Raw genomic sequence first — 20,107 nt, forward strand, 5'->3', positions numbered from 1 at the left:
CACTGTCGGCGTCCGGGATCTCCTCGACCCGCCTGCCACCCATCCCTCGTTCCCTTCCGTGCACCCGTGATCGACCAGGAGGCAGGCCGCCCGGGGGCCTCGGTCGGAAACCGAAAATCTGACCGGCGTGCTCGAAGCAACAATGCGTGACCCGTGAGGTCCGTGGCCCCGGCGCCAGACTTGCACACGGCCTCAAACGGACCAAGATCGATCGGCGTCGGCGGGCGACCTACCCACCATTTTCACGCCTGCGCGGCGTCCCGAAGAGACCGGGTGACTTGCACTTCCGGCCCCCAGCTTGCCCGTTTCGCCCTGATTGCAAGGGGCGCCAACTGCAAAATCGCCAGAGCTGGGGTGAGCATGGCCCTGTTGACCAAGGAGTTTGGGTGCGCGCGAGGCCGCCTGGGTGACACAAACTCCTTGATCACCCGAGGCGGTGGGGTGATCATGAGGTTGGCCGTGGATGGTGTCCGGTTTGTCGCTGTCAACTTCATGATCGACGGGGTGGGGCCGACGGGGTGGGGCCGACCCGGGTGCGCGGGGCCGGAAGCGCGGTCAGGGGGTGGGGAGGGAGCGGTACCACGTCTTCTCGGTGCCGGCCAGGCTGAACGTCTGCCTCCGGTCGGTGTGCTCGACCACCACCAGGCCGGGACGGTCGACCAGGCGGGTCGTGCCGGGCGGGGCGGAGAACGAGGCGTCCCGGGTACGCCAGGACAGCACCGCCAGCGGCCGGCCCGGCATCGGCAGGTGGTACGCCTGAAGCGTGGTGGACATGTCGGCGGGCGAGACCACCGGGACGCCGCCGTCGGCCGGCCGGTAGACCACGGCCGTCATCGTCCCGGCCGGCGTCTCCCAGCTGAGCTGTTCCAACTCGCCCGGCTCACCGTCACCGAGGGCCACCGAACCGAGGGAACGCGTCGCGATCTTCGCCATCGGCCAGGACTCCGGCGCGGAGCGGGGCGCCTCCCGGTCGCCGATACGGCGCGGCACGCTGCCGAACGGGCCCCGCTCACCGGCCAGCACGCAGGTGTCCAGGCCGGTCAGCGCACGTCTGCCGGCACCCGTCTCGTCGCGTACCAGGGGGTAGCGGGGCGCTTCGGTCGCCGTACCCAGATCGAGGACGCGGTCCGCGGCCCGGCCGCGCGGCAGCGACGGCGTGGGCCGCAGCGTCGCGGTCAGTTCGACGGCCCGGCAGTCCGGTACGGCGACCGGGTCGGTGACGCCGTCGGTGCTGCCGAGCACCTTGCCGTCGGGCCCGGTCAGCCGCTCGACGCGGGTCGAGGTGAGGTAGCGGCGGCCGTCGGGTTCCCGCACCGGCAGCACGTCGGAGTAGACCAGGTAGCCGGGGTCGGTGTACTCGGTGGCGTGGACGACCCGCCAGCGCTGCCCGTTCCGGCCGAGTTGCAGCAGCCAGGATGCGGCCTCGCCGGGGACGTCCGCGGCGACGAGCGCGAGCGCCGACCCGGCGACCTGACCGGAGAAGAGGATGCCGGAGGTGGGCACGTGCACCCGGTCGTCCACCGGGGAGCGCCAGTCGCGTACCGCAGTGGTGATCGCGGCGGTCGCCGCGGCGTCCCGGGCGAGGCTGCCGCGCGGCGGCCACACCGCGAGGGTGCCGTCGAGACTGTCGTAGCCGACCCGCAGGTCCGCCGGCTGCCGTTCGGCGACCGGCCCGCAACCGGCCGTGACCAGCAGCAGAGCTGCCAGCGCGGTGCCCGTCGTAGCGCCTCGGCGGGCTGAAAGCACCCTGATCCCCTCGCCGGTCGTCGGTCGGAAGCCCACATGGTACGAGACGACAGGTCACCCGGCCGCGCCCGGCTCACCCTTTCGGCTGACCGGCCACTGCGGAACGTGATGCGCGATTCGGGTGTCAATATCCGGCTCCGGTAGACTCCGCCGACTGTGACGCCTGCCGAGACCCGCGCCGCCTCGACGCCGGACGCCGCCGCCCCGACGGGCCAGCGCGCCGTCACCCTGGACCCGCCACCGGTCACCGTCGCCGAGCCGGAACCGGCCACCACCACCGAGCCGGCCACGCCCGAGGCGCCGGGCGCACGGCGCGCGCGCCGGTGGCGGTGGACCCGCCGCCGGATCGACCTCACCGTGTACGGCGGATTCCTGCTCGCCGCGATCTGGGTCACCAGCGGCATCTGGGCCGACCCGGCCGGGCGGGTGGCCGCGCTCTACAGCAGCGACCCGGCGCAGGTCCAGTTCTTCCTGGCCCACTCGGTACGGGTGGTGCTGCACGGCGAGTTCCCGTTCTTCACCGAGCAGTTCAACTACCCCGACGGCGTCAACCTGATGGCGAACACCGCCATCCTGGCGCTGGGCATCCCGATGGTGCCGGTGACCCTCCTGTTCGGACCGGCGGTCACCTTCGTCACGCTGGTCACGCTCGGCCTGGCCGGCACCGCCGCCGCCTGGTACCGGGTGCTGTCCCGGCACCTGATCCGGCACCGCCCGGCCGCCGCCGTGGCGGCCTGGTTCTGCGGTTTCTCCCCGGCCATGCTGTCGCACGCCAACTGGCACCCGAACATCATCAGTCAGTTCCTGCTGCCGTTCATCGTGTGGCGGGTGCTGGTGCTGACCCGGTCGGCCCGGCCGGTCCGCGACGGCGTGCTGCTGGCGCTGCTGGTCACCGCGCAGGCGTTCATCAACGAGGAGATCCTGCTCTTCACCGCGCTGGCCCTGGGCGTGTTCCTGATCGCCGTGGTGGTGCAGCAGCGCGAGCGGTGGACGACCGCCTGGCGGCCGCTCGGCGCGGGGCTGGCGGTCTGCGCGGCGCTGGCCGGGGCGCTGCTGGCGTACCCGCTGTGGGTGCAGTTCGCCGGGCCGATGGCGTACCACGGGCTCAGCGACGCGGTACGCGACTACGGCAACGACATCGCCGCGTTCTTCGCGCCCGGCTCGCCCACGTTCGGCGGCAACGAACGCGCCAACGTCAACCTCGCGCCGAACTACTCGGAGGAGAACGCGTTCTTCGGCTGGAGCCTGTCGCTGCTGGTCGTGGGCATCGTGGTGTGGCTGCGGCGGGACGTGATCGTCCGCGCGCTCGCCGCCACCGGGCTGTTCTTCGCCGTGCTCTCCCTCGGCGAGCGGATCTCCTGGTGGGACCGCGAGATCGCCACCGGCCCGTGGGAGCTGCTGGTCCGGCTGCCGCTGCTCGACGCCGTGGTGCCGACCCGCTTCGGCCTGATCACCGGCGTGACGGTGGCGATCCTGCTCGCGTACGCGGTGCGGCGCGCCTGGGCGCTGCGCGGCGTGGACCGGCGTACCGCCCGCAAGCTCACCGCCGCGGGCCTGGTCCTCGCGTTGCTGCCGATCGCACCGATGCCGTTGAAGGTCACCACGCGGGAGCCGGTGCCGGAGTTCATCACCGCCGACCGGTGGCGCAAGTACGTCGGGCCGGACCAGACGCTCGTCTCCGTGCCGGTGCCCGCGATGGGCAACACCGACCCGATGCGCTGGGCGGCCAGCACCAACCTCGACTTCAAGATCCCCGGCGGCTACTTCCTCGCGCCGCGCAACGGCGTCACCGGCGACCCCGGGCGCTTCGGCGGCCGGCCCAGCGGCATCGGCGAGATGTTGCGGGAGGTATCGTCCACCGGCCGTACGCCGAAGCTGGACGACCGCCAGCGCCGTCGCTACCTGGACGAGCTGCGGCACTGGAACGCGGCGGTGGTGGTGCTGCCGCGCGACGAGCAGAACGCCGAGCCGCTGCGCCGCACCGTGGAGCAGTTGGTCGGCCCCGGACGGCAGGAGCTGCACGTGTGGCTGTGGGACGTGCGGAAACTGACCGACCGGACCGCCTGACCGAACCGGCGGTCCCCGCCCCCGCGCCCCGCCGTCGCCGGCCCCGCCCGGCCGACGTGCTGGTGGTGGCCGGCTACCTCGGTCTCGCCGTCCTGCTCACCACCGGCCAGTGGCGCCGGCCGGAACGGCTGTTCCACCAGGCCGGCGACCAGATGCTGTTCGAGTGGATGCTGGCCCGGGCCGCCCGCGCGGTCACCGGCGGCGAGAACCCGTTGTGGAGCGGCGCGCTGAACGCCCCGGACGGGGTGAACCTGATGGCGAACACGTCGGTGCTCGGGCTGGGTGTGCCGCTCACCCCGGTCACAGTCGTCTTCGGCTCCCAGGCGGCCTTCCTCGTCGCCGTGACGCTCAGCCTGGCCGGCACCGCCACCGCCTGGTACGCGCTGCTCGCCCGCCGGCTGGTCCGCTCCCGGGCCGCCGCCGCGGTGGGCGGCCTGTTCTGCGGCTTCGCCCCCGGCATGGTGGCGCAGGCCGGCGCGCACCTGCACATGGCCGCCCAGTTCCTGGTGCCGGTGATCCTCGCGCTGGTGTTCCGCCCCGCCACCGACCGGGTCCGGCGCGACGGCGTGCTGCTCGGGCTCGCCGTCGCCTACCAGGTGTTCCTCGGCGAGGAGGTGCTGGTCTTCCTGGCGCTCGCCGCCGGGGTGTTCGCCGGGGCGTACGCGCTCGCCGACCGGGCCGCCGCCCGCCGGCTGGCGCCTGTGGTGGCCCGCCGGTTGGGCATCGGCGCGCTGGTGGCGGGCGTGCTGCTGGCGTACCCGCTGTGGTTCCAGTTCGCCGGCCCGGGCCACTACCGGGGGATGCCGTTCCACACCGGGGGCTACCGGCTGGACGTGGTCTCGTTCGTCACCACCGCCCGGCAGAGCGTCGCCGGGGACGCCCGCCGGGCCGGGTTGCTGTCACCGAACCCGACCGAGCAGAACTCGTTCCTCGGCCCGTTCCTGCCGCTGCTGGCCGTCCTCGTGGTGGTGCGGCTGTGGCGGCGCGCGCTGGTGCGCGCGCTCGCCGCGTGCGGCCTGCTGTTCGCGCTGCTGTCGCTCGGTTCGCCGGTGGTGGTGAACCGGCACGACACCGGGCTGCCCGGCCCGTACCGCCTGCTCGCCGACGTGCCGCTGCTGGACCTGGTGGTGCCGGCGCGGTTCGCGCTGGTCTGCGTGCCGGTGCTCGGGGTGCTGCTGGCGCTCGCAGTGGACCGGGTCCGGCGCGGCGGCGTGCGCACCTGGGCGCCGTGGGCCGGCGCGGTCGCCGTCGCGCTGCTGCCGCTGGCGCCGACGCCGATCCGCACGGTGCCGGTCACGCCGGTCCCGGCCGTGGTGTCCGGCGGCGGGTGGCGGGAGTACGTGCCGGCGGGCCGGACGCTGGTGCCGGTGCCACCGGTGACCGGGGCGGCGGTCAGCCCGGCCATGTTCTGGTCGGCGCGCACCGCGCTGGCGTTCGACGCGCCGGGCGGCTACTTCATCGGCCCGCGGTCGGCCGGCGACCCGGCCGCCCGCTGGGGCGCGCCGGACCGGCCCACGTCGCTGCTGCTGCGCCGGGCCGCCGAGACCGGCCGGGTGCCGCCGGTCGGTGCGGCGGAACGCCGGCAGGCGGTCGACGACCTGCGGCACTGGCGGGCGGCGGCACTGGTGCAGGCCGACTCGTCACCCGGCGATCCGGTGCGTACCACGGTGGACGCGCTGGTCGGCCCCGGCCGGGACGTGCCCGGCGGGTACCTGTGGGACGTCCGCCCGCTCGTCGGCTGACCGGCGGGGTCACACCCGGTCGCGGACGTCCCAGATCCACACGTCGTCCACCCGCTGTGGCGGGCCGAGCAGTTCGGCCATGAGGTCGCGCAGCACCGCCTCGCGCGGACCGGCCCCGAGCACCACCACCGAGGCCCGCCAGAAGCGCAGGTCCTCCACGGCCTGGCGGCGGTTCTCCGCGGTGATCTCCGGCACCTCGCCCGCGTCCATGGTGGAGTAGATGAGCGTGCTGGTGGGCCGGTTCGGGGCGCCGAAGACACCTTCGCCGCGCTCGTTCGGCCCGATGAAGTAGCCACCCGGGATCGGGAACTCGTGCCCGGTCAGCGCGCTCCAGCGCAGCGTGTGCAGCCCGTGCACGTTGCTGGGGATCGGCACCGGCACGAGCGTGCGGCCCTGCGGTACGTACGGCCGCCAGCCGCCGGCGGTGATGAAGTGCGGCGGCGGGTCGATCCGCTCCGCCGGCAGCGGACGCGGGATCAGCGGCACCAGGGCGGCGGCGATCGCGACGAACCCGGCCAGGCGCAGCACCCGGCGGCGCGTGTCGCGCGCGGCCGTCCCGCGGTCGCCGCTCTCGTCGTCCGCGCCCTCGTCGGCGGCGGTGCGGGGGGCGGGCACCGGCGGGCGGCCGGCCCCGGCGAGCCTGTCCCAGGCCAGGGCGAGCAGCACACCGACGGCGGCCACCACGACCAGGCTCAACCGGGTCGGCATCATCATCTCGACCAGCGGCAGGTCGTCCGGCACGTACGCCCACGGCCCGTCGATGTCGGTCTCCGCGCCGTTGAACCGGACCACCGGGCCGATCGAGGCGGTCGTGAACACGACCACCAGCACGGCCAGGATCCGGGCCGGCACCGAACGGCGGACCAGCAGCACCAGCGCGGCCAGCGCCACCAGCACCAGCGGCCAGCCGAACCAGGTGTTCTGCTCGGTCAGGCCGATGGTCTTCTCCACCGCCTCGTCGCCGGCGACGGTGTCCCGGGCGAACGTGACGAAGGCGACCAGGTCCTCGCCCCAGTTGTGGAAGACCCCACCCTGCAGGCCCCGGTAGGACTGCGGGCCGTTGAACTGGAACCAGATCGGGTACGCGGTCAGCAGCAGCGCCAGGCCGCCGCCGAGACCGAGCGCGGCCAGGAACGACCCGGCCCGCTCGCGGGCCGCGCGGGGCCGCTGCACCGCGTACGCCACCACGACGACCAGGCAGGCCAGCGCCGTGAGCAGCAGCATCTCCTCGTTGATGAAGATCTGGTACGCGACCAGCAAACCGAGTGCCGTCCCGTTGCGCCGCCAGCGGCCCGGCTCGCCCAGCCGCAGCACCCGGGCCACGATCAGCGGCAGCAGGAAGTTCGACACGAAGTTGGGCTGTCCGTTGGCGTGGTGCACGATGCCCGGCGCGAAACCGAGGAACGCGCCGCCGACGAACGCGGCGGCCCGGGATTGGACCAGGTGCCGGGACAGCACCCAGTACGACGTGGCGGCGGTCGCGGACAGCGCGGCGCCCAGGTAGAGCGCGTAGATCACCTGCGGGCCGAGTAGCAGCGTCAGCGGCGCCAGCGGCAGCGTCACCCCGAGCAGCGAGGTGTTCGCCATCATGTTCACCCCGTCCGGCGCGTTCTGCCGGGTGGTGAACAGCGGGTTCTCCAGGTGCTGCACCGAGTACGCGCCGTGCGCGAACAGCCACTCGAACCAGCTGTGGTCGGTGGGCAGGTGCGAGGAGACCCGGTTCTCGACGTCGCCCCAGTAGTTGAGGCAGACGAGAACGCCGAGCAGCACATAGGTGCCGATGGCCAGCAGGTCGGCGCGGGCCGGCCGGCGACGGGCGCGGCGTGGCGGGTCGGCCACGACGGGGCCCGCCTCGACGGGCGAGGGGTTCAACGAGGGGTCCACCACGGGCACGGCCACGACGCGCCATCGTACAGGCGGTTCGTCACGCGACCGGTCTCGGTCGGGCGGCGGCCCGGCGCGCGGGAGAGGACGGCCGGCATGGCGATCTGGCCGGTCGGCCGCTGATCACCAGTTCGCCTGTGCCGGGGCCGGGGGCAGCGGCGTCGATTCGGGACGCAGCACGTACGCGATCCCGCCGCTGCCCGCCTGCCAGGCGCTCTCGAACGGCCCGCGCGCAACGGTGCGGCGGACCCGTTCGTCGTCCGGCGCGTACGGGTCGTTGAGCACCGGGTCGCCCTCGGCGGTGAAGCCGGCCAGCACCATGAGGTGTCCCCGGGTGTCGTAGTCCAGGCCGGGCACCTGGCCGGCGGTGAACGCGGCCGAGACGATCAGGGGGATGCCGGCGGCCACGAACCGTTCCGCCTCGGTCAGCGAGCGCAGCCGGGTGACGAAGGCGTCCACCCCGTGCGTCGCCGCGTACGCCGTGTTGAACGGCCAGTTGCCGGGCCCGCCGTAGGCGTGGTCGTAGCAGTGCCGGGCGGCGTGCACGACCTGCGGGCGCGGGCCGGGGGGCGCCACCCAGGCGTACCGGTCCGGCGTGGGCCCGGTGCCCCAGAAGTCGAGCACCATGGATACGCAGGTGGGGCTGCACCAGGAGTCACCGCCGCCACCCCAGCGGGTCTCCCCGGCGGCGTGCAGCCGTTGCGCGTACCGCGGCACGTCCAGCACGTGCCCCCACGCGCGGATGTCTCCGGTCCCAGCCTCCGCGCTGCGGGCCTCCGCGTCGTCGGTCTCCGCGCCGACCGGCGGGTCGGCGGAGGCGAGCACCCCCACCGTGCGCAACGCCGGGCCGGCGGGTGCGTCGAGCCGGCGCAGCAGGGTCACCCGGACCTGCCAGCCGGTCGCCGTCGCGCCGGTCACCCGCAGTGTGTCGGCGGCGACCCGCGCCCGGTCGTCCTCCGGCCCGGGTACGGAGGCGCGGTGCACGGCGCTGTCGTCGGCGGCCCAGTGGCCCAGCTCGTACCAGCCGGTGGTGGCCGCGTCGTCGGCCCAGCCGCGCAGGTCGACCCGCAGCCAGCAGCCGGGCGGGGTGTCGGCGGTCCAGGAGGGCACCAGTTCGGTGACCGCGAAGCCGGCGGGCGTCACGGGGGAGGTCCAGGTGCCGGCGGCGTACTCGGCAGTGGTCCCGGAGTGCGGGTCGGTGTGCGTGACGCGGCCGGCCGCGCCGTCGAGGGTCAGGCCGCCCGGCCCGGCGCGCAGCCCGTCCGCACGACCCCGGTCCCGGTCCGCCGGGAAGCGGAACCGGCGGTACGCGACGTCGCGACCGCTCATCGGGAACCCGCCCGGCGTGACCGTGGCCTGTGCCTGCTACGCCTGTCGATCATCGCCGCCGAGCATCGCGTACCCGAAGGTTTTCTGCAATGGCGGCCGGTGCCGCCGCCCGCGATCGGCCCACCGCGGCGTTGTCACCGACAGTGGCCGAAGTGCGCCCACGGGATGATCCCCCGCGGAGGGACATCCCCGCCGTCGGGGACCGATGTGATGTTTCTGCTGGTCGCGACGATACGGTCGGCCGGTCGTCCCATGCGGTCGAGCAAGCACTCGTCACGGTGCGTGACTTGCCGGTGGGGCGCTCATCGGCGGCCGGCTCCTCCGGCGGCGGGTTTTACCTGCCGCACTAGGTTGTCAGGGGTCACGAGGTGGGAGGCCGGGATGCGGGTACTGGTGGTCGAGGACGAGCGCAACCTCGCCGACGCGATCGCGCGCGGGCTGCGCAAGCGCGGGATGGCAGTCGACGTCGCCTACGACGGCGACGCCGGGCACGAGGCGGCGTTCGTCACCCGCTACGACGTGGTGATCCTGGACCGCGACCTGCCCGGCGTGCACGGCGACCGGATCTGCGCCGACCTGGCCGCCTCCGGCGCGCTGACCCGGGTGCTGATGCTGACCGCCAGCGGCACCGTCGCCGACCGCGTCGAGGGGTTGCAGCTCGGCGCCGACGACTACCTGGCCAAGCCGTTCGCGTTCGACGAGCTGGTGGCCCGGGTGCAGGCGCTCGGCCGCCGGGCCACCCCGGCCGCGCCGCCGGTGCTGGAGGTGGCCGACCTGGTGCTCGACCCGGCCCGCCGGGTGGTGAGCCGGGGCGGCGTGCCGCTCGACCTCACCAACAAGGAATTCGGCGTGCTCGCCGAGCTGCTCAAGGCGCGTGGCGCGGTGGTGTCCAGCGAGGAGCTGCTGGAACGGGTCTGGGACGCCAACACCGACCCGTTCACCACGATCGTGCGGGTCACCGTGATGACACTGCGCAAGAAGCTCGGAGACCCGCCGCTCATCGACACCGTGGTGGGCGCGGGCTATCGCATCGGCGGGGTACGGCAGTGAGCGCGCGCCGGGTACGGCCGACGCTGCGGCTGCGGCTGACCCTGCTCAACGGCGTGCTGCTGGTCGGCGCCGGGGCGATCCTGGTGCTGCTGGCCTGGCTGCTGGTCCGCGACGCGCTGCGCCCCACAGACGAGCTGCTGCCCGGCACCACAGTGGTGCTCACCGACGGGCGGACGCTCGACGCCGGGCAGTGGCAGCGGCAGTTGGTGGACGCCGCGTCCCAGGAACTGCTGGTCAAGGGGCTGCTCGCGCTGGCGGCGATCAGCGTTGTCGGAGTGGCCGGGGCGTACCTGGTGGCCGGGCGGGCGCTGCGCCCGCTGCACCAGGTCACCGCCACCGCCCGCCGGCTCGGCGAGGCCACACTCGACGAGCGGATCGGCTGGTCCGGCGCCGACGACGAGGTGGCCGAGCTGGCCGAGACGTTCGACGCCATGCTCGACCGGATCAGCGGCGCGTTCGAGGCGCAGAAGCGGTTTGTCGCGAACGCCTCGCACGAGCTGCGGACACCGCTGGCGGTGATGCGTACCGAAATCGACGTGACACTCAGCGACGACGACGCCGACCTCGCCGAGTACCGGCGCATGGCCGGCGTGGTGCGCGACGCCTCCGAGCGCGCCAACGGCCTGGTCGACGCGCTGCTGGTGCTGGCCCGCAGCGAGGCGCAGACCGGCCGTCGGCTCGGCCGCCGTGCCGAGTCGGACCTCGCCATCGGCACCGCGAACGCGCTGTCGGCGGTCTCCCGGGAAGTGGAGCGCATCGGCCTCAAGGTGCACACCTCGCTGCGCCCCGCGCCGGTGGTCGGCGACCCCGGGCTGCTCGACCGGCTCGCCGGCAACCTGGTGGAGAACGCGGTCCGTTACAACCACCTGCACGGCCGGATCTGGGTGCGTACCGGCACCGACGGGGAACGGTCCTGGCTGGTGGTGGGGAACACCGGCTTCGAGGTCGCCCCGGCCGACGTACCCGGGCTGTTCGAGCCGTTCAGGCGCGGCGGACAGGAACGCACCGGCGCACGTGGCTCCGGTCTCGGCCTGTCGATCGTGCGGGCCGTCAGCGACGCGCACGGCGGCACGGTGAAGGCGGTCGCCCAGCCCGGCGGCGGCCTGGAGGTGACAGTGACGCTTCCGTCGGCCGACCCGGCGGCGGCCACCTGACCGCCGACCGACCCGGCCCGCCCGGCCGGTGAGACGGCCTCACCTTTTCGTGCGGACGGCCTCGGCTGTCCTGGCCGGTGCGGGCGGTGGTCGGCCCCGGCGGCACGGTGGTCGGACAGATTGCGCCGCCAGTGCTGGACGCGGAGCCGGTGATCAACGGAGAGTGAGCGCAGCGACACCTCATCCCGCTCACCCACCGGAGCTGCCCGTGACCCACCCCCCGGCCCCGCGCCGCCGCCGTCTCCTCGCGGTCCTCACCGCCGGCGCCCTCACCGCCGCCGGCCTCTCGCCGGCCACGCCCGCGGCAGCCGCCGCCGTGCCCGGCCACGACGCAGTGGTCCACACCGTCCCCTCCGCCGCCTCGCCCGACGTCCAGGACGGCTCGGTCGACGCGATCCACGACGCCGGTACGAAGATCATCGCGGGTGGCTCCTTCACCCAGGTGCAGAACCGGAACTCCGACGTCGACATCCCCCGCGACTACCTGCTCGCCTTCGACAAGGCCACCGGACAGGTGGACGCCGCCTTCGCGCCCACGCTCGACAACGAGGTGACGGCGGTCGTGGCCGGGCCCACGGCGGGCACCGTCTTCGTCGCCGGCAAGTTCAACACCGTCAACGGCGTGACCCGGCGCAAGGTCGCCCTGCTCGACGTCGCCACCGGGGCGGTCGTCACCAGCTTCGCGCCGCCGGCGTTCAACGGGCTGATCAAGGACATCGCGCTCGTCGGCGACCGGCTGCTGGTCGGCGGCATCTTCACCACGGCCGGCAACCCCAACCCGCGCGGCGGGCTCGCCTCGCTCGACGCCACCACCGGCGCGGTCGACGGCTACCTCACGACCACGCTGACCGAGAACCACAACTGGGACGGCGTCAGCGGTGCCAAGGCCGGCGTCGGCGCGGAGAAGCTCGCCGTCTCCCCGGACGGCACGCAGCTCGTCGTCATCGGCAACTTCAAGAAGGCCGACGGGGTGCTGCACGACCAGATCGTCAAACTCGACCTGGGCGCCACCGCCGCCACCGTCACCGACTGGAACACAGCCCGCTACACGCCGCGCTGCAAGTGGCAGTCGTTCGACTCGTACGTCCGCGACGTCGCGTTCTCCCCGGACAACAGCTACTTCGTGGTGGTCACGACCGGCGCCCCCTACGGCGGGACGCTCTGCGACACCGCGGCCCGCTGGGAGGCCGGCGCGACCGGCGACAACCTCCAGCCGACCTGGGTCGACTACAGCGGCGGCGACACGTTCCTGTCCGTCGGCATCAGCGAGCAGGCCGTCTACGTCGGCGGTCACCTCCGCTGGCTCAACAACACCACGGGCACCGACAACGCCCGCGCCGGCGCGGTCGGCCGGGCCAGCATCGCCGCGCTCGACCCGGCCAACGGCCTGCCGCTGTCCTGGAACCCGGGCCGGCACCCGCGCGGCATCGGCGCCTCGGAGATGCTCGTCACCGACGCCGGGCTCTGGATCGGCGGCGACACGCTCTGGATCGGCAACTTCCAGTACCGGCGGGAGCGGATCGCGTTCTTCCCGCTCGCCGGTGGCAAGGCGCCGCACCCGACCACCACCGCGACGCTGCCCGGCAACGTGTACCAGGCCGGCCTGCCGAAGCCGACAAACGTGCTGTACCGGGTGAACGCGGGTGGCCCGGTGGTCGCCGCCGGCGACGGCGGACCGGACTGGGCAGCCGACACCAACTCCAGCCCCAGCCCCTACCACAACACCGGCAGCTCGGCCTCCGGCTTCACCACTGTCGGCAGTCTTGACGCGACGGTACCGGTCGGCACCCCGGCCGCCCTCTACAGCAGCGAGCGGTACGACCCGGCCGGCGGCGCGGAGATGCTCTGGCAGTTCCCCGTGCCCACCGGCACCGAGGTGCACGTGCGGCTCTACCTGGCCAACCGGTACGACGGCACCTCAGCCCCGAACACCCGCGTCTTCGACGTGGCGCTGGACGGCACCGTCGTCCTGGACGACCTGGACCTGTCCGGCGGCGTCGGGCACAACGTGGGCACCATGCGGGAGTTCACGGTGACCAGCGACGGCACCATCGACATCGAGTTCCGGCACGTCAAGGAGAACCCACTCGTCAACGCCGTCGAGATCGTCAAGACCGGGCCTCCGCCGGCCGGCACCGGCGAGGAGGTGCAGGTCCGCTCGTACGACGGGCTGACCGGCGTCGGCACCCCCAGCCCGGTGGCGAACCCGGACGGGACCGTGTGGTCCGCCACCCGCAACGCCTTCTGGGTCGGCGGGACGCTGTTCTACGGCGCCGACGGCGCGCTGTGGCGGCGCACGTTCGACGGCACCACGTTCGGCACGCCGGAACTGGTGGACCCGTACCACGACCCGTACTGGGACAACGTGATCACCAACTCGGGACCGGCCGGGCAGACGTACGTCGGCGCGACCACCGGCTTCTACGCCGAGATCCCGAACGTGACCGGCATGTTCTCCACCGGCGGGCGGCTCTACTACACGCTGACCGGGCAGAACGGCCTGTTCTGGCGCTGGTTCACGCCGGACAGCGGAGTGGTCGGTGCCGACCGGTTCTCCGTGGCCGGGGCGAGCGGGTTCTCCGACGCGGGTGCCGTCTTCGTGGCCGGCTCGACGCTCTACAAGGTCAACCGGAGCACCGGTGACCTCTCCGCCGCCGACTGGGCGAACGGCGCTCCGCCGGGGGCGTTCACGGTGCGCAGCGGCCCGGCGGTCGACGGCGTCGACTGGCGCGCCAATGCGGTCTTCGTCGGCCCGTAAGGAAGGGCACCTTCTTAACGCCTCAGGTAGAGGAAGGGCCCCTTGTTAACACCTGGCTGTTAACAAGGGGCCCTTCCTTGCACCCAGGCGGGGTTGTGGGCGCCGCGGGGCGGTGGAATCCCTGGCCGGCTGGTGGGCCCGCGTACTCGACCGCCGGCTCGCCGACGACGACCACCCGGGCGACCCGGAGGCGGTCCTCGCCGCACCCGGCGGGCACGGCCCCGACCTGCTGTTCGTCCGGGTGGACGAGCGGCACGGAAAGGGCGCGTTCCACCTCGACCTGCACCCGGCCGAGGGCACCCGGGACGAGGAGGTGGCGCGGCTGCGCGGCCTCGGCGCCACGCCGGTCGCCGACCGGCGCCGGCCGGACGGGATCGGCTGGGTGGTGCTGGCCGACCCGGAGGGCAACGAGTTCTGCGTCTGCCGGAGCCCCGCCGAGCGGGCCGCGTCCGCCTGATCCGGAAACGGCACCGGGCCCCGCCGTCACGCGGGGGCCCGGTGCCGTGACGGGGGTCAGTCCTGCTTCTCGATCTCGCCGCGCATCGTCACGAACTCCGACTGGAGCTCGGCCGCGGACGTGAAGTAGACCACCACCATGCCGAGGCTGCCCCGGTCGGCCCAGATGCAGACGGCCACCGGCACGTCCGACGCTTTGCCGTCGGAGCACTTGGCGTCGCCGCCCAGTGGGCCCGCGTCGACCGTCTTGAAGTCCTTCGTGGCCAGATCCGGGGTGACCGCCGCGGTGGCGTCGGCCAGTTCCTGCTTGGGGTCCGCCATGACGCCGGACACCGCGACGATCATGACGAGGTCCTTCTTGGCCGGGTCGCCGTAGAAGGCGCCGACGGTGCTTGTCGCGTCCGGCACGTTCTTGCTGAGTTCGGACTTCATCTGCGCCGCGGCGGTCTGCAGCTGCGGGTCGGTGACCTTCGCCCGGCCGCCGAGTGTCTGCGGCTCGACCACCCGGGTCTTGGTGGCGGTGACCACCTCCTTGACGGTGTCCTTCGTGACGAGGTAGGCGGCGACACCGCCGCCGACGCAGAGCACCAGGACCACCGCGAGGACGATCAACAGAACCTTGCCGACGCCGGACTTCTTCGGCGGGACCGGCGCACCGAGCTGGCCGCCGTACTGCTGCTGCGGGTAGTGGCCGGCGTACTGCTGCTGCGGAGTCTGCGGGTAGTCACCGCCGTACTGCGGCTGCTGCTGCGGCGGCGGGTAGCCACCGGGCTGTTGCTGAGGAGAGGGGTAGTTGCCGGAGTAGGGACTGGACGGCGGCTGGGACATGTCGGCAGCTCCTGTGAGAAAACTGGGCGCGTGATCGTAGCCAGCCTCAGCGTCCGCCCGCTGTCCGCCCGAGGGCGGCGACGCCAAACCGCTACCTACCCGTGACCTGGCCGCAGACGCCGATCGCGGTGGCCGGACCGTCCGGAACGGACAGCCCGACCACCGCGATCGATGCGATGCGGTCGCGTCAGCGCAGGCTTGCCGCGCCGCGCGGCAGGAACCGCTTGCCGGTCACCCGTTCGGAGGTGCCGGTCCGGTCCAGGTACGGCGTGACGCCGCCCAGGTGGAACGGCCAGCCGGCGCCGAGGATCATGCAGAGGTCGATGTCCTGCGCCTCGGCGACGACGCCCTCGTCGAGCATGAGCCGGATCTCCTGCGCCAGCGCGTCCAGCGCGTTCTGCCGGACCTGCTCGGCGGTGAGCGGCTCGTCGCCGACCACCAGCAGCTTCGCCACCTCGTCGTTGATCTGGTCGTCGACCACGATCGGCTGGCCCGAGTCGGCGATCCGCTTGAGGTTCTCGCTGACGCCGAACCGGTCCGGGAACGCCTCGTGCAGGGTGCCGCCGACGTGGTACGCCACCGCCGGCCCGACGAGCTGGAGCAGCGCCAGCGGACGCATCGGCAGGCCCAGCGGGTCCAGCGCGCTGTTCGCCACGTCCAGCGGGGTGCCCTGGTCGACGGCCGCGAACACGGTGCCGAGGAAGCGGGTCAGCAGCCGGTTCACCACGAACGCCGGGGCGTCCTTCACCAGCACCGACGACTTCTTGAGCTGCTTGCCGACCGCGAACGCGGTGGCCAGCGTGGCGTCGTCGGTCCGCTGGCCGCGGACGATCTCCAGCAGCGGCAGCACCGCGACCGGGTTGAAGAAATGGAAGCCGACCACCCGCTCCGGGTGCTCCAGCTCGGCGGCCATCTCGGTGATGGACAGCGAGCTGGTGTTGGTGGCGAGCACCGCCTCCGGCTTGACGATCTTCTCCAGTTCGGCCCAGACCTGCTTCTTGACGCCCAGGTCCTCGAACACGGCCTCGATGACGAAGTCACAGTCGGCAAATACGGACTTGTCGACCGAGCCGGACACCAGGCCGTACAGCTTGGCCGCGGTGCCCTTGTCCATCCGGCCCTTGCTGACAGCCTTCTCGATCTGGGCGTGTACGTAGCCGACACCCTGGTCCACCCGGGACTGATCCAGGTCGGTCAGCACGACCGGCACCTGAAGACGCCGGGCGAACAGCAGCGCGAGCTGGCTGGCCATCAGGCCGGCGCCGACGATGCCCACCTTGGTGACCGGGCGGGCCAGGCCCTTGTCCGGCGCGCCGGCCGGGCGCTTGGCCCGCCGCTGCACCAGGTCGAAGGCGTACAGGCCGCTGCGCAGCTCCTCGGAGAAGACCAGATCCGCCAGGGCCTCGTCCTCCGCCGCGGTGCCGGTGGCGAAGTCGGCGTCCTTCGCCGTCTCCAGCAGGTCCAGCGCCTTGTACGCGGACGGGACCGCGCCGTGCAGCCGCTGGTCCAGGGTCTGCCGGGCGAAGTAGAGCACGCCCGCCCACATGTCCTTGTCGACTTCGGGACGGGTCACGGTGACCTCGCCCCGGACCACGCCGGCGGCCCACTCCAGCGACCGCTCCAGGAAGTCGGCCGGCTCCAGCAGCACGTCCGCGATGCCCATCTCGGCAGCCTGCTTCGGCTTGAGCATCTTGTTCTGCATCAGCGGGTTCTGGATGATCACCTGCGTGGCGGCCGGGATGCCGATCAGGTTCGGCAGCAGCTGCGTACCGCCCCAGCCGGGGATCAGGCCGAGCGAGACCTCGGGCAGCGCCAGGGCCGCCGCGCCCGCCGACAGCGTGCGGTAGTGGCAGTGCAGCGCCAGCTCCAGGCCGCCGCCCATCGCCGCGCCGTTGACGAACGCGAAGGTGGGTACGCCGCTGTCCTTGAGCCGGGCGAAGACGCGGTGGCCGAGCCGCCCGATCTCCAGCGCCTGCTCGCGGTCCTCCAGCGCGGGCAGGCTGGTGATGTCCGCGCCCACGCAGAAGATGTACGGCTTGCCGGTGACCGCGATGAACGCCGGCTCCGCCGCCAGTGCGGCGGTGATCGCCTCGTCCAGGCTGGTCAGTCCGGCCGGGCCGAAGGTGTTCGGCTTGGTGTGGTCGAAGCCGTTGTCCAGGGTGATGAGGGCTGCGGGCCGGTCCAGCCCGGGTACGGCCACCTGGCGCAGCAGCGCCTTGGTGACGACCTCGTTCGGTGCGGCGAGGCTCACTGCGACTCCTCCCAGTGCGGGTTCTCCCAGATCACGGTGCCGCCCATGCCGATGCCGATGCACATGGCGGTGAGGCCGTAGCGGACCTCGGGGTGCTCGGCGAACTGGCGGGCGAGCTGGGTCATCAGCCGGACGCCGGAGGACGCGAGCGGGTGGCCGATGGCGATCGCGCCGCCCCACGGGTTGACCCGCGGGTCGTCGTCGGCGATGCCGAAGTGGTCGAGGAAGGCGAGCACCTGCACCGCGAACGCCTCGTTCAGCTCGAACAGGCCGATGTCGTCGATGCCCAGGCCGGCGATGCGCAGCGCCTTCTCGGTCGACGGGATCGGGCCGACGCCCATCACCTCGGGCTCGACGCCGACGAAGCCGAACGACACCAGGCGCATGCCGATCGGCAGGCCCAGCTCGCGGGCGGTGTCCTCGGCCACCAGCAGCGCGGCGGTGGCGCCGTCGTTCAGGCCGGCCGCGTTACCGGCGGTGACCTTGCCGTGCGGCCGGAACGGGGTCTTCAGGCCGGCCAGCTTCTCCATCGAGGTGTCCCGGGGCGCCTCGTCCACGCTGGCCAGGCCCCAGCCCGCCTCCGGGTCGCGGACCGCCACCGGCACCAGGTCGCCCTGGAGCTTGCCGTTGGCGTACGCCTTCGCGGTCTTCTGCTGGGACGCCAGCGCGAACGCGTCGGTGCGCTCCTTGGTGATGTGCGGGACGCGGTCGTGCAGGTTCTCCGCGGTGGAGCCCATCACCAGGGCGGACGGGTCGACCAGCTTCTCCGCGACGATGCGCGGGTTGGGGTCGACGCCCTCGCCCATCGGGTGGCGGCCCATGTGCTCGACGCCGCCGGCGATGGCCACGTCGTACGCGCCCATGGCGATGCCGCCGGCCACTGTGGTGACGGCGGTCATCGCGCCGGCGCACATCCGGTCGATGGCGAAGCCGGGCACGGTCTTGGGCAGGCCGGCCAGCAGGGCGGCGGTGCGGCCGATGGTCAGGCCCTGGTCACCGATCTGGGTGGTGGCGGCGATGGCCACCTCCTCCACCTTCTCCGGCGGCAGTTGCGGATTGCGGCGCATCAGCTCACGGATGCAGCGGATCACCAGATCGTCGGCGCGGGTGTTGGCGTACATCCCACCCGCCTTGCCGAACGGGGTACGGACGCCGTCGACGAAGACGACATCCCGGACTTCACGGGGCACTTGGAGCCTCCCTCGGCACGGGCATTTCCCCGGATGCTACTCGCCAGTAACCAAACGTGGCACCACCCCCCGCGTGGCCCACCTCACACCCGCCGTCGACGTTACTGCTGGGGAGTGCGCAGCGCCTCGGTAAGAGCAGACAGCAGCAGCCCGATCTGCCACTCGCGGGCGCCGAACCCGCGCAGCGTCTCCGCGACCGTCTCGTCGGTGATCTCCGCGGGCGGCTGCCACGCCAACCGGCGGATCGAGTCCGGCGAGATCAGGTTCTCCGCCGGCAGCCGGTGCGCCCCGGCGGTGCCGACCACCACCTCCCGGGCCCGGGCCAGCCGCCCGGCCGCCACCGGGTCGCGCTCGGCCCACCGGTGTGGCGGAGGCGGCCCCTCCACGGCCGGGCTGACCGGCAGCGCGTCGTCCGGCAGCCGACGCGCGTCATCGAGCGCCGCGAGCCAGGTACGCGCCAGCCGGCGCACCGACCGCCCGCCGAACCCGGGGAGCGTCAGCAGCGTCTTCTCGTCCTTCGGGTCCAGCTCGGCGGCGGCCACGATGGCCGAGTCGGGCAGCACCCGGCCCGGCGCGGCGTCCCGGCGGGAGGCGATCTGGTCCCGCGCGTACCAGAGGGACCGCACCCGGGCCTGGGCGCGCGCGCCGCGGACCCGGTGGATGCCGGACGTGCGCCGCCACGGCTCCGCGCGCACGCGCGGCGGACGGGCGCCGCCCCGCACCAGCGCGTCGAACTCCTCCGCCGCCCAGCCGGACTTGCCCTGCCGCTGCAACTCCTCGTCCAGCGCGTCGCGCAGGTCCACGAGCAGTTCGACGTCCAGCGCCGCGTACGTCAGCCAGGACTCCGGCAGCGGCCGGCTCGACCAGTCGGCGGCGGAGTGGTGCTTCTCCAGGCTGAACCCGAGCAGCTGTTCGGTCAGCGCGGCCAGGCCGACCCGCTCGAACCCGGCCAGCCGGGCGGCCAGTTCGGTGTCGAACAGCCGGCGCGGGCGCAGCCCCACCTCGGCCAGGCAGGCGAGGTCCTGGCTGGCCGCGTGCAGCACCCACTCGGTCTCGGCGATCACCGCGTCCAGGGCGGACAGGTCGGGCAGCGGCAGCGGGTCGATGAGCGCGGTGCCGGCACCGCCGCGGCGCAGCTGCACCAGGTAGGCACGCTGGCTATAGCGGTAGCCGGAGGCACGTTCGGCATCGAGGGCCACCGGGCCGGTGCCGGCGGCGAAACGGGCCACTACCTCGTCCAGCTCGGCGGGTGTGGCCACCGGGGCGGGCGTGCCGTCGCGCGGCGCGGTCAGGGGGACGGCCGCGCCCGGGTCGGTCTCGGTCCCCGCGTCCGCCGGCTCCGGCAGGGCCGACGTCGGATGGGCGGGAGCCTCTCCGGTACGGCTTTCGGCGGCCCGACGGCGCAGGGGTGGTTCGTCGGTCACCTGACAACCCTAGTAGGCCGGACGATCCGGTGTGCGCAGCCGGTCGGGCGCGTGTCGGCGCGATGGCCGTCAGATGACCGCCGAAAATGCGGGTTGCGGTGCCGTGAGAGGGTCGGACAAGGGGGAAGACAAAGCTCGTTCCCGCCGGTACGGTCCATCGAGCCGCGAACGGCGTACGGGTGCCGCAGCGGGTCGGGGGCGTCGGCGAAGCCGGCGGGGAGGACGGTC

13 protein-coding genes are annotated in these 20,107 nt (G+C 73.3%); 6 read left to right on the top strand and 7 right to left on the bottom strand.

Annotation, left to right across the window (positions count from 1 at the left end; translation table 11 throughout):
- Positions 1-555 precede the first annotated feature (555 nt).
- Complete coding sequence (locus C569_RS0127690; RefSeq protein WP_018788971.1) at positions 556-1,746, bottom strand: hypothetical protein; 1,191 nt, start codon at positions 1,744-1,746, stop codon at positions 556-558.
- Positions 1,747-1,902: 156 nt separating this feature from the next.
- On the opposite strand from C569_RS0127690, the gene C569_RS0127695 reads away from it, so the two are divergent.
- Positions 1,903-3,813 (top strand): hypothetical protein, encoded by a 1,911-nt coding sequence (locus tag C569_RS0127695; RefSeq protein WP_018788972.1) that lies wholly within the window; start codon positions 1,903-1,905, stop codon positions 3,811-3,813.
- Positions 3,771-5,555 (top strand): hypothetical protein, encoded by a 1,785-nt coding sequence (locus C569_RS0127700; protein ID WP_036347194.1) that lies wholly within the window; start codon positions 3,771-3,773, stop codon positions 5,553-5,555. The genes C569_RS0127695 and C569_RS0127700 overlap by 43 nt, the downstream gene beginning before the upstream one ends.
- Positions 5,556-5,564: 9 nt before the next feature.
- Here C569_RS0127700 and C569_RS0127705 read toward each other — a convergent pair whose 3' ends face one another.
- Together C569_RS0127705 and C569_RS0127710 are read right to left on the bottom strand one after the other, a co-directional pair.
- Entirely contained in the window at positions 5,565-7,439 is a 1,875-nt protein-coding gene (locus tag C569_RS0127705) for a hypothetical protein (protein WP_196806808.1), read from the bottom strand.
- A gap of 123 nt (positions 7,440-7,562) precedes the next feature.
- Entirely contained in the window at positions 7,563-8,768 is a 1,206-nt protein-coding gene (locus C569_RS0127710) for a peptidase C39 family protein (RefSeq protein WP_018788975.1), read from the bottom strand.
- Positions 8,769-9,149: 381 nt separating this feature from the next.
- Here C569_RS0127710 and C569_RS0127715 point away from each other — a divergent pair, with 381 nt between their 5' ends.
- The 4 genes from C569_RS0127715 to C569_RS0127735 all read left to right on the top strand — a co-directional run bounded on the left by C569_RS0127715 (position 9,150) and on the right by C569_RS0127735 (position 14,187).
- The gene (locus C569_RS0127715; protein WP_018788976.1) at positions 9,150-9,818 is read left to right on the top strand and encodes a response regulator transcription factor; all 669 of its coding nucleotides are present in this window, start codon (positions 9,150-9,152) and stop codon (positions 9,816-9,818) included.
- Positions 9,815-10,972 carry a cell wall metabolism sensor histidine kinase WalK gene (locus tag C569_RS0127720; protein ID WP_018788977.1) on the top strand — a complete coding sequence of 386 codons (1,158 nt, stop codon included), beginning with the start codon at positions 9,815-9,817 and terminating at the stop codon, positions 10,970-10,972. The genes C569_RS0127715 and C569_RS0127720 overlap by 4 nt, the downstream gene beginning before the upstream one ends.
- A gap of 208 nt (positions 10,973-11,180) precedes the next feature.
- On the top strand, positions 11,181-13,730 hold the full coding sequence (locus C569_RS0127730; protein WP_018788979.1) for a malectin domain-containing carbohydrate-binding protein: 2,550 nt from the start codon (positions 11,181-11,183) through the stop codon (positions 13,728-13,730).
- Between the two features lie 112 nt (positions 13,731-13,842).
- Positions 13,843-14,187 carry a VOC family protein gene (locus C569_RS0127735; protein ID WP_018788980.1) on the top strand — a complete coding sequence of 115 codons (345 nt, stop codon included), beginning with the start codon at positions 13,843-13,845 and terminating at the stop codon, positions 14,185-14,187.
- Positions 14,188-14,243: 56 nt separating this feature from the next.
- Here the strand turns inward: C569_RS0127735 and C569_RS0127740 are convergent, their stop codons facing one another.
- From C569_RS0127740 to C569_RS0127755, 4 genes are all read right to left on the bottom strand, one after another.
- Positions 14,244-15,014: a hypothetical protein gene (locus C569_RS0127740; protein WP_018788981.1), complete on the bottom strand. Its 771-nt coding sequence runs from the start codon at positions 15,012-15,014 to the stop codon at positions 14,244-14,246.
- Positions 15,015-15,201: 187 nt separating this feature from the next.
- Complete coding sequence (locus C569_RS0127745; protein ID WP_018788982.1) at positions 15,202-17,265, bottom strand: 3-hydroxyacyl-CoA dehydrogenase NAD-binding domain-containing protein; 2,064 nt, start codon at positions 17,263-17,265, stop codon at positions 15,202-15,204.
- On the bottom strand, positions 17,262-18,455 hold the full coding sequence (locus C569_RS0127750; protein ID WP_018788983.1) for a thiolase family protein: 1,194 nt from the start codon (positions 18,453-18,455) through the stop codon (positions 17,262-17,264). The genes C569_RS0127745 and C569_RS0127750 overlap by 4 nt, the downstream gene beginning before the upstream one ends.
- 101 nt (positions 18,456-18,556) lie before the next feature.
- Entirely contained in the window at positions 18,557-19,879 is a 1,323-nt protein-coding gene (locus C569_RS0127755) for a ribonuclease D (protein ID WP_018788984.1), read from the bottom strand.
- Positions 19,880-20,107 lie beyond the last annotated feature (228 nt).

The organism is Micromonospora sp. CNB394, assembly GCF_000374985.1.
Lineage (GTDB): Bacteria > Actinomycetota > Actinomycetes > Mycobacteriales > Micromonosporaceae > Micromonospora > Micromonospora marina.

What these genes read in the sequence shown, in the direction of transcription:
- C569_RS0127710 (WP_018788975.1), bottom strand. Translation starts at nt 8,768, where the DNA reads ATGAGCGGTCGCGACGTCGCGTACCGCCGGTTCCGCTTCCCGGCGGAC.
- C569_RS0127715 (WP_018788976.1), top strand. Translation starts at nt 9,150, where the DNA reads ATGCGGGTACTGGTGGTCGAGGACGAGCGCAACCTCGCCGACGCGATC.
- C569_RS0127740 (WP_018788981.1), bottom strand. Translation starts at nt 15,014, where the DNA reads ATGTCCCAGCCGCCGTCCAGTCCCTACTCCGGCAACTACCCCTCTCCT.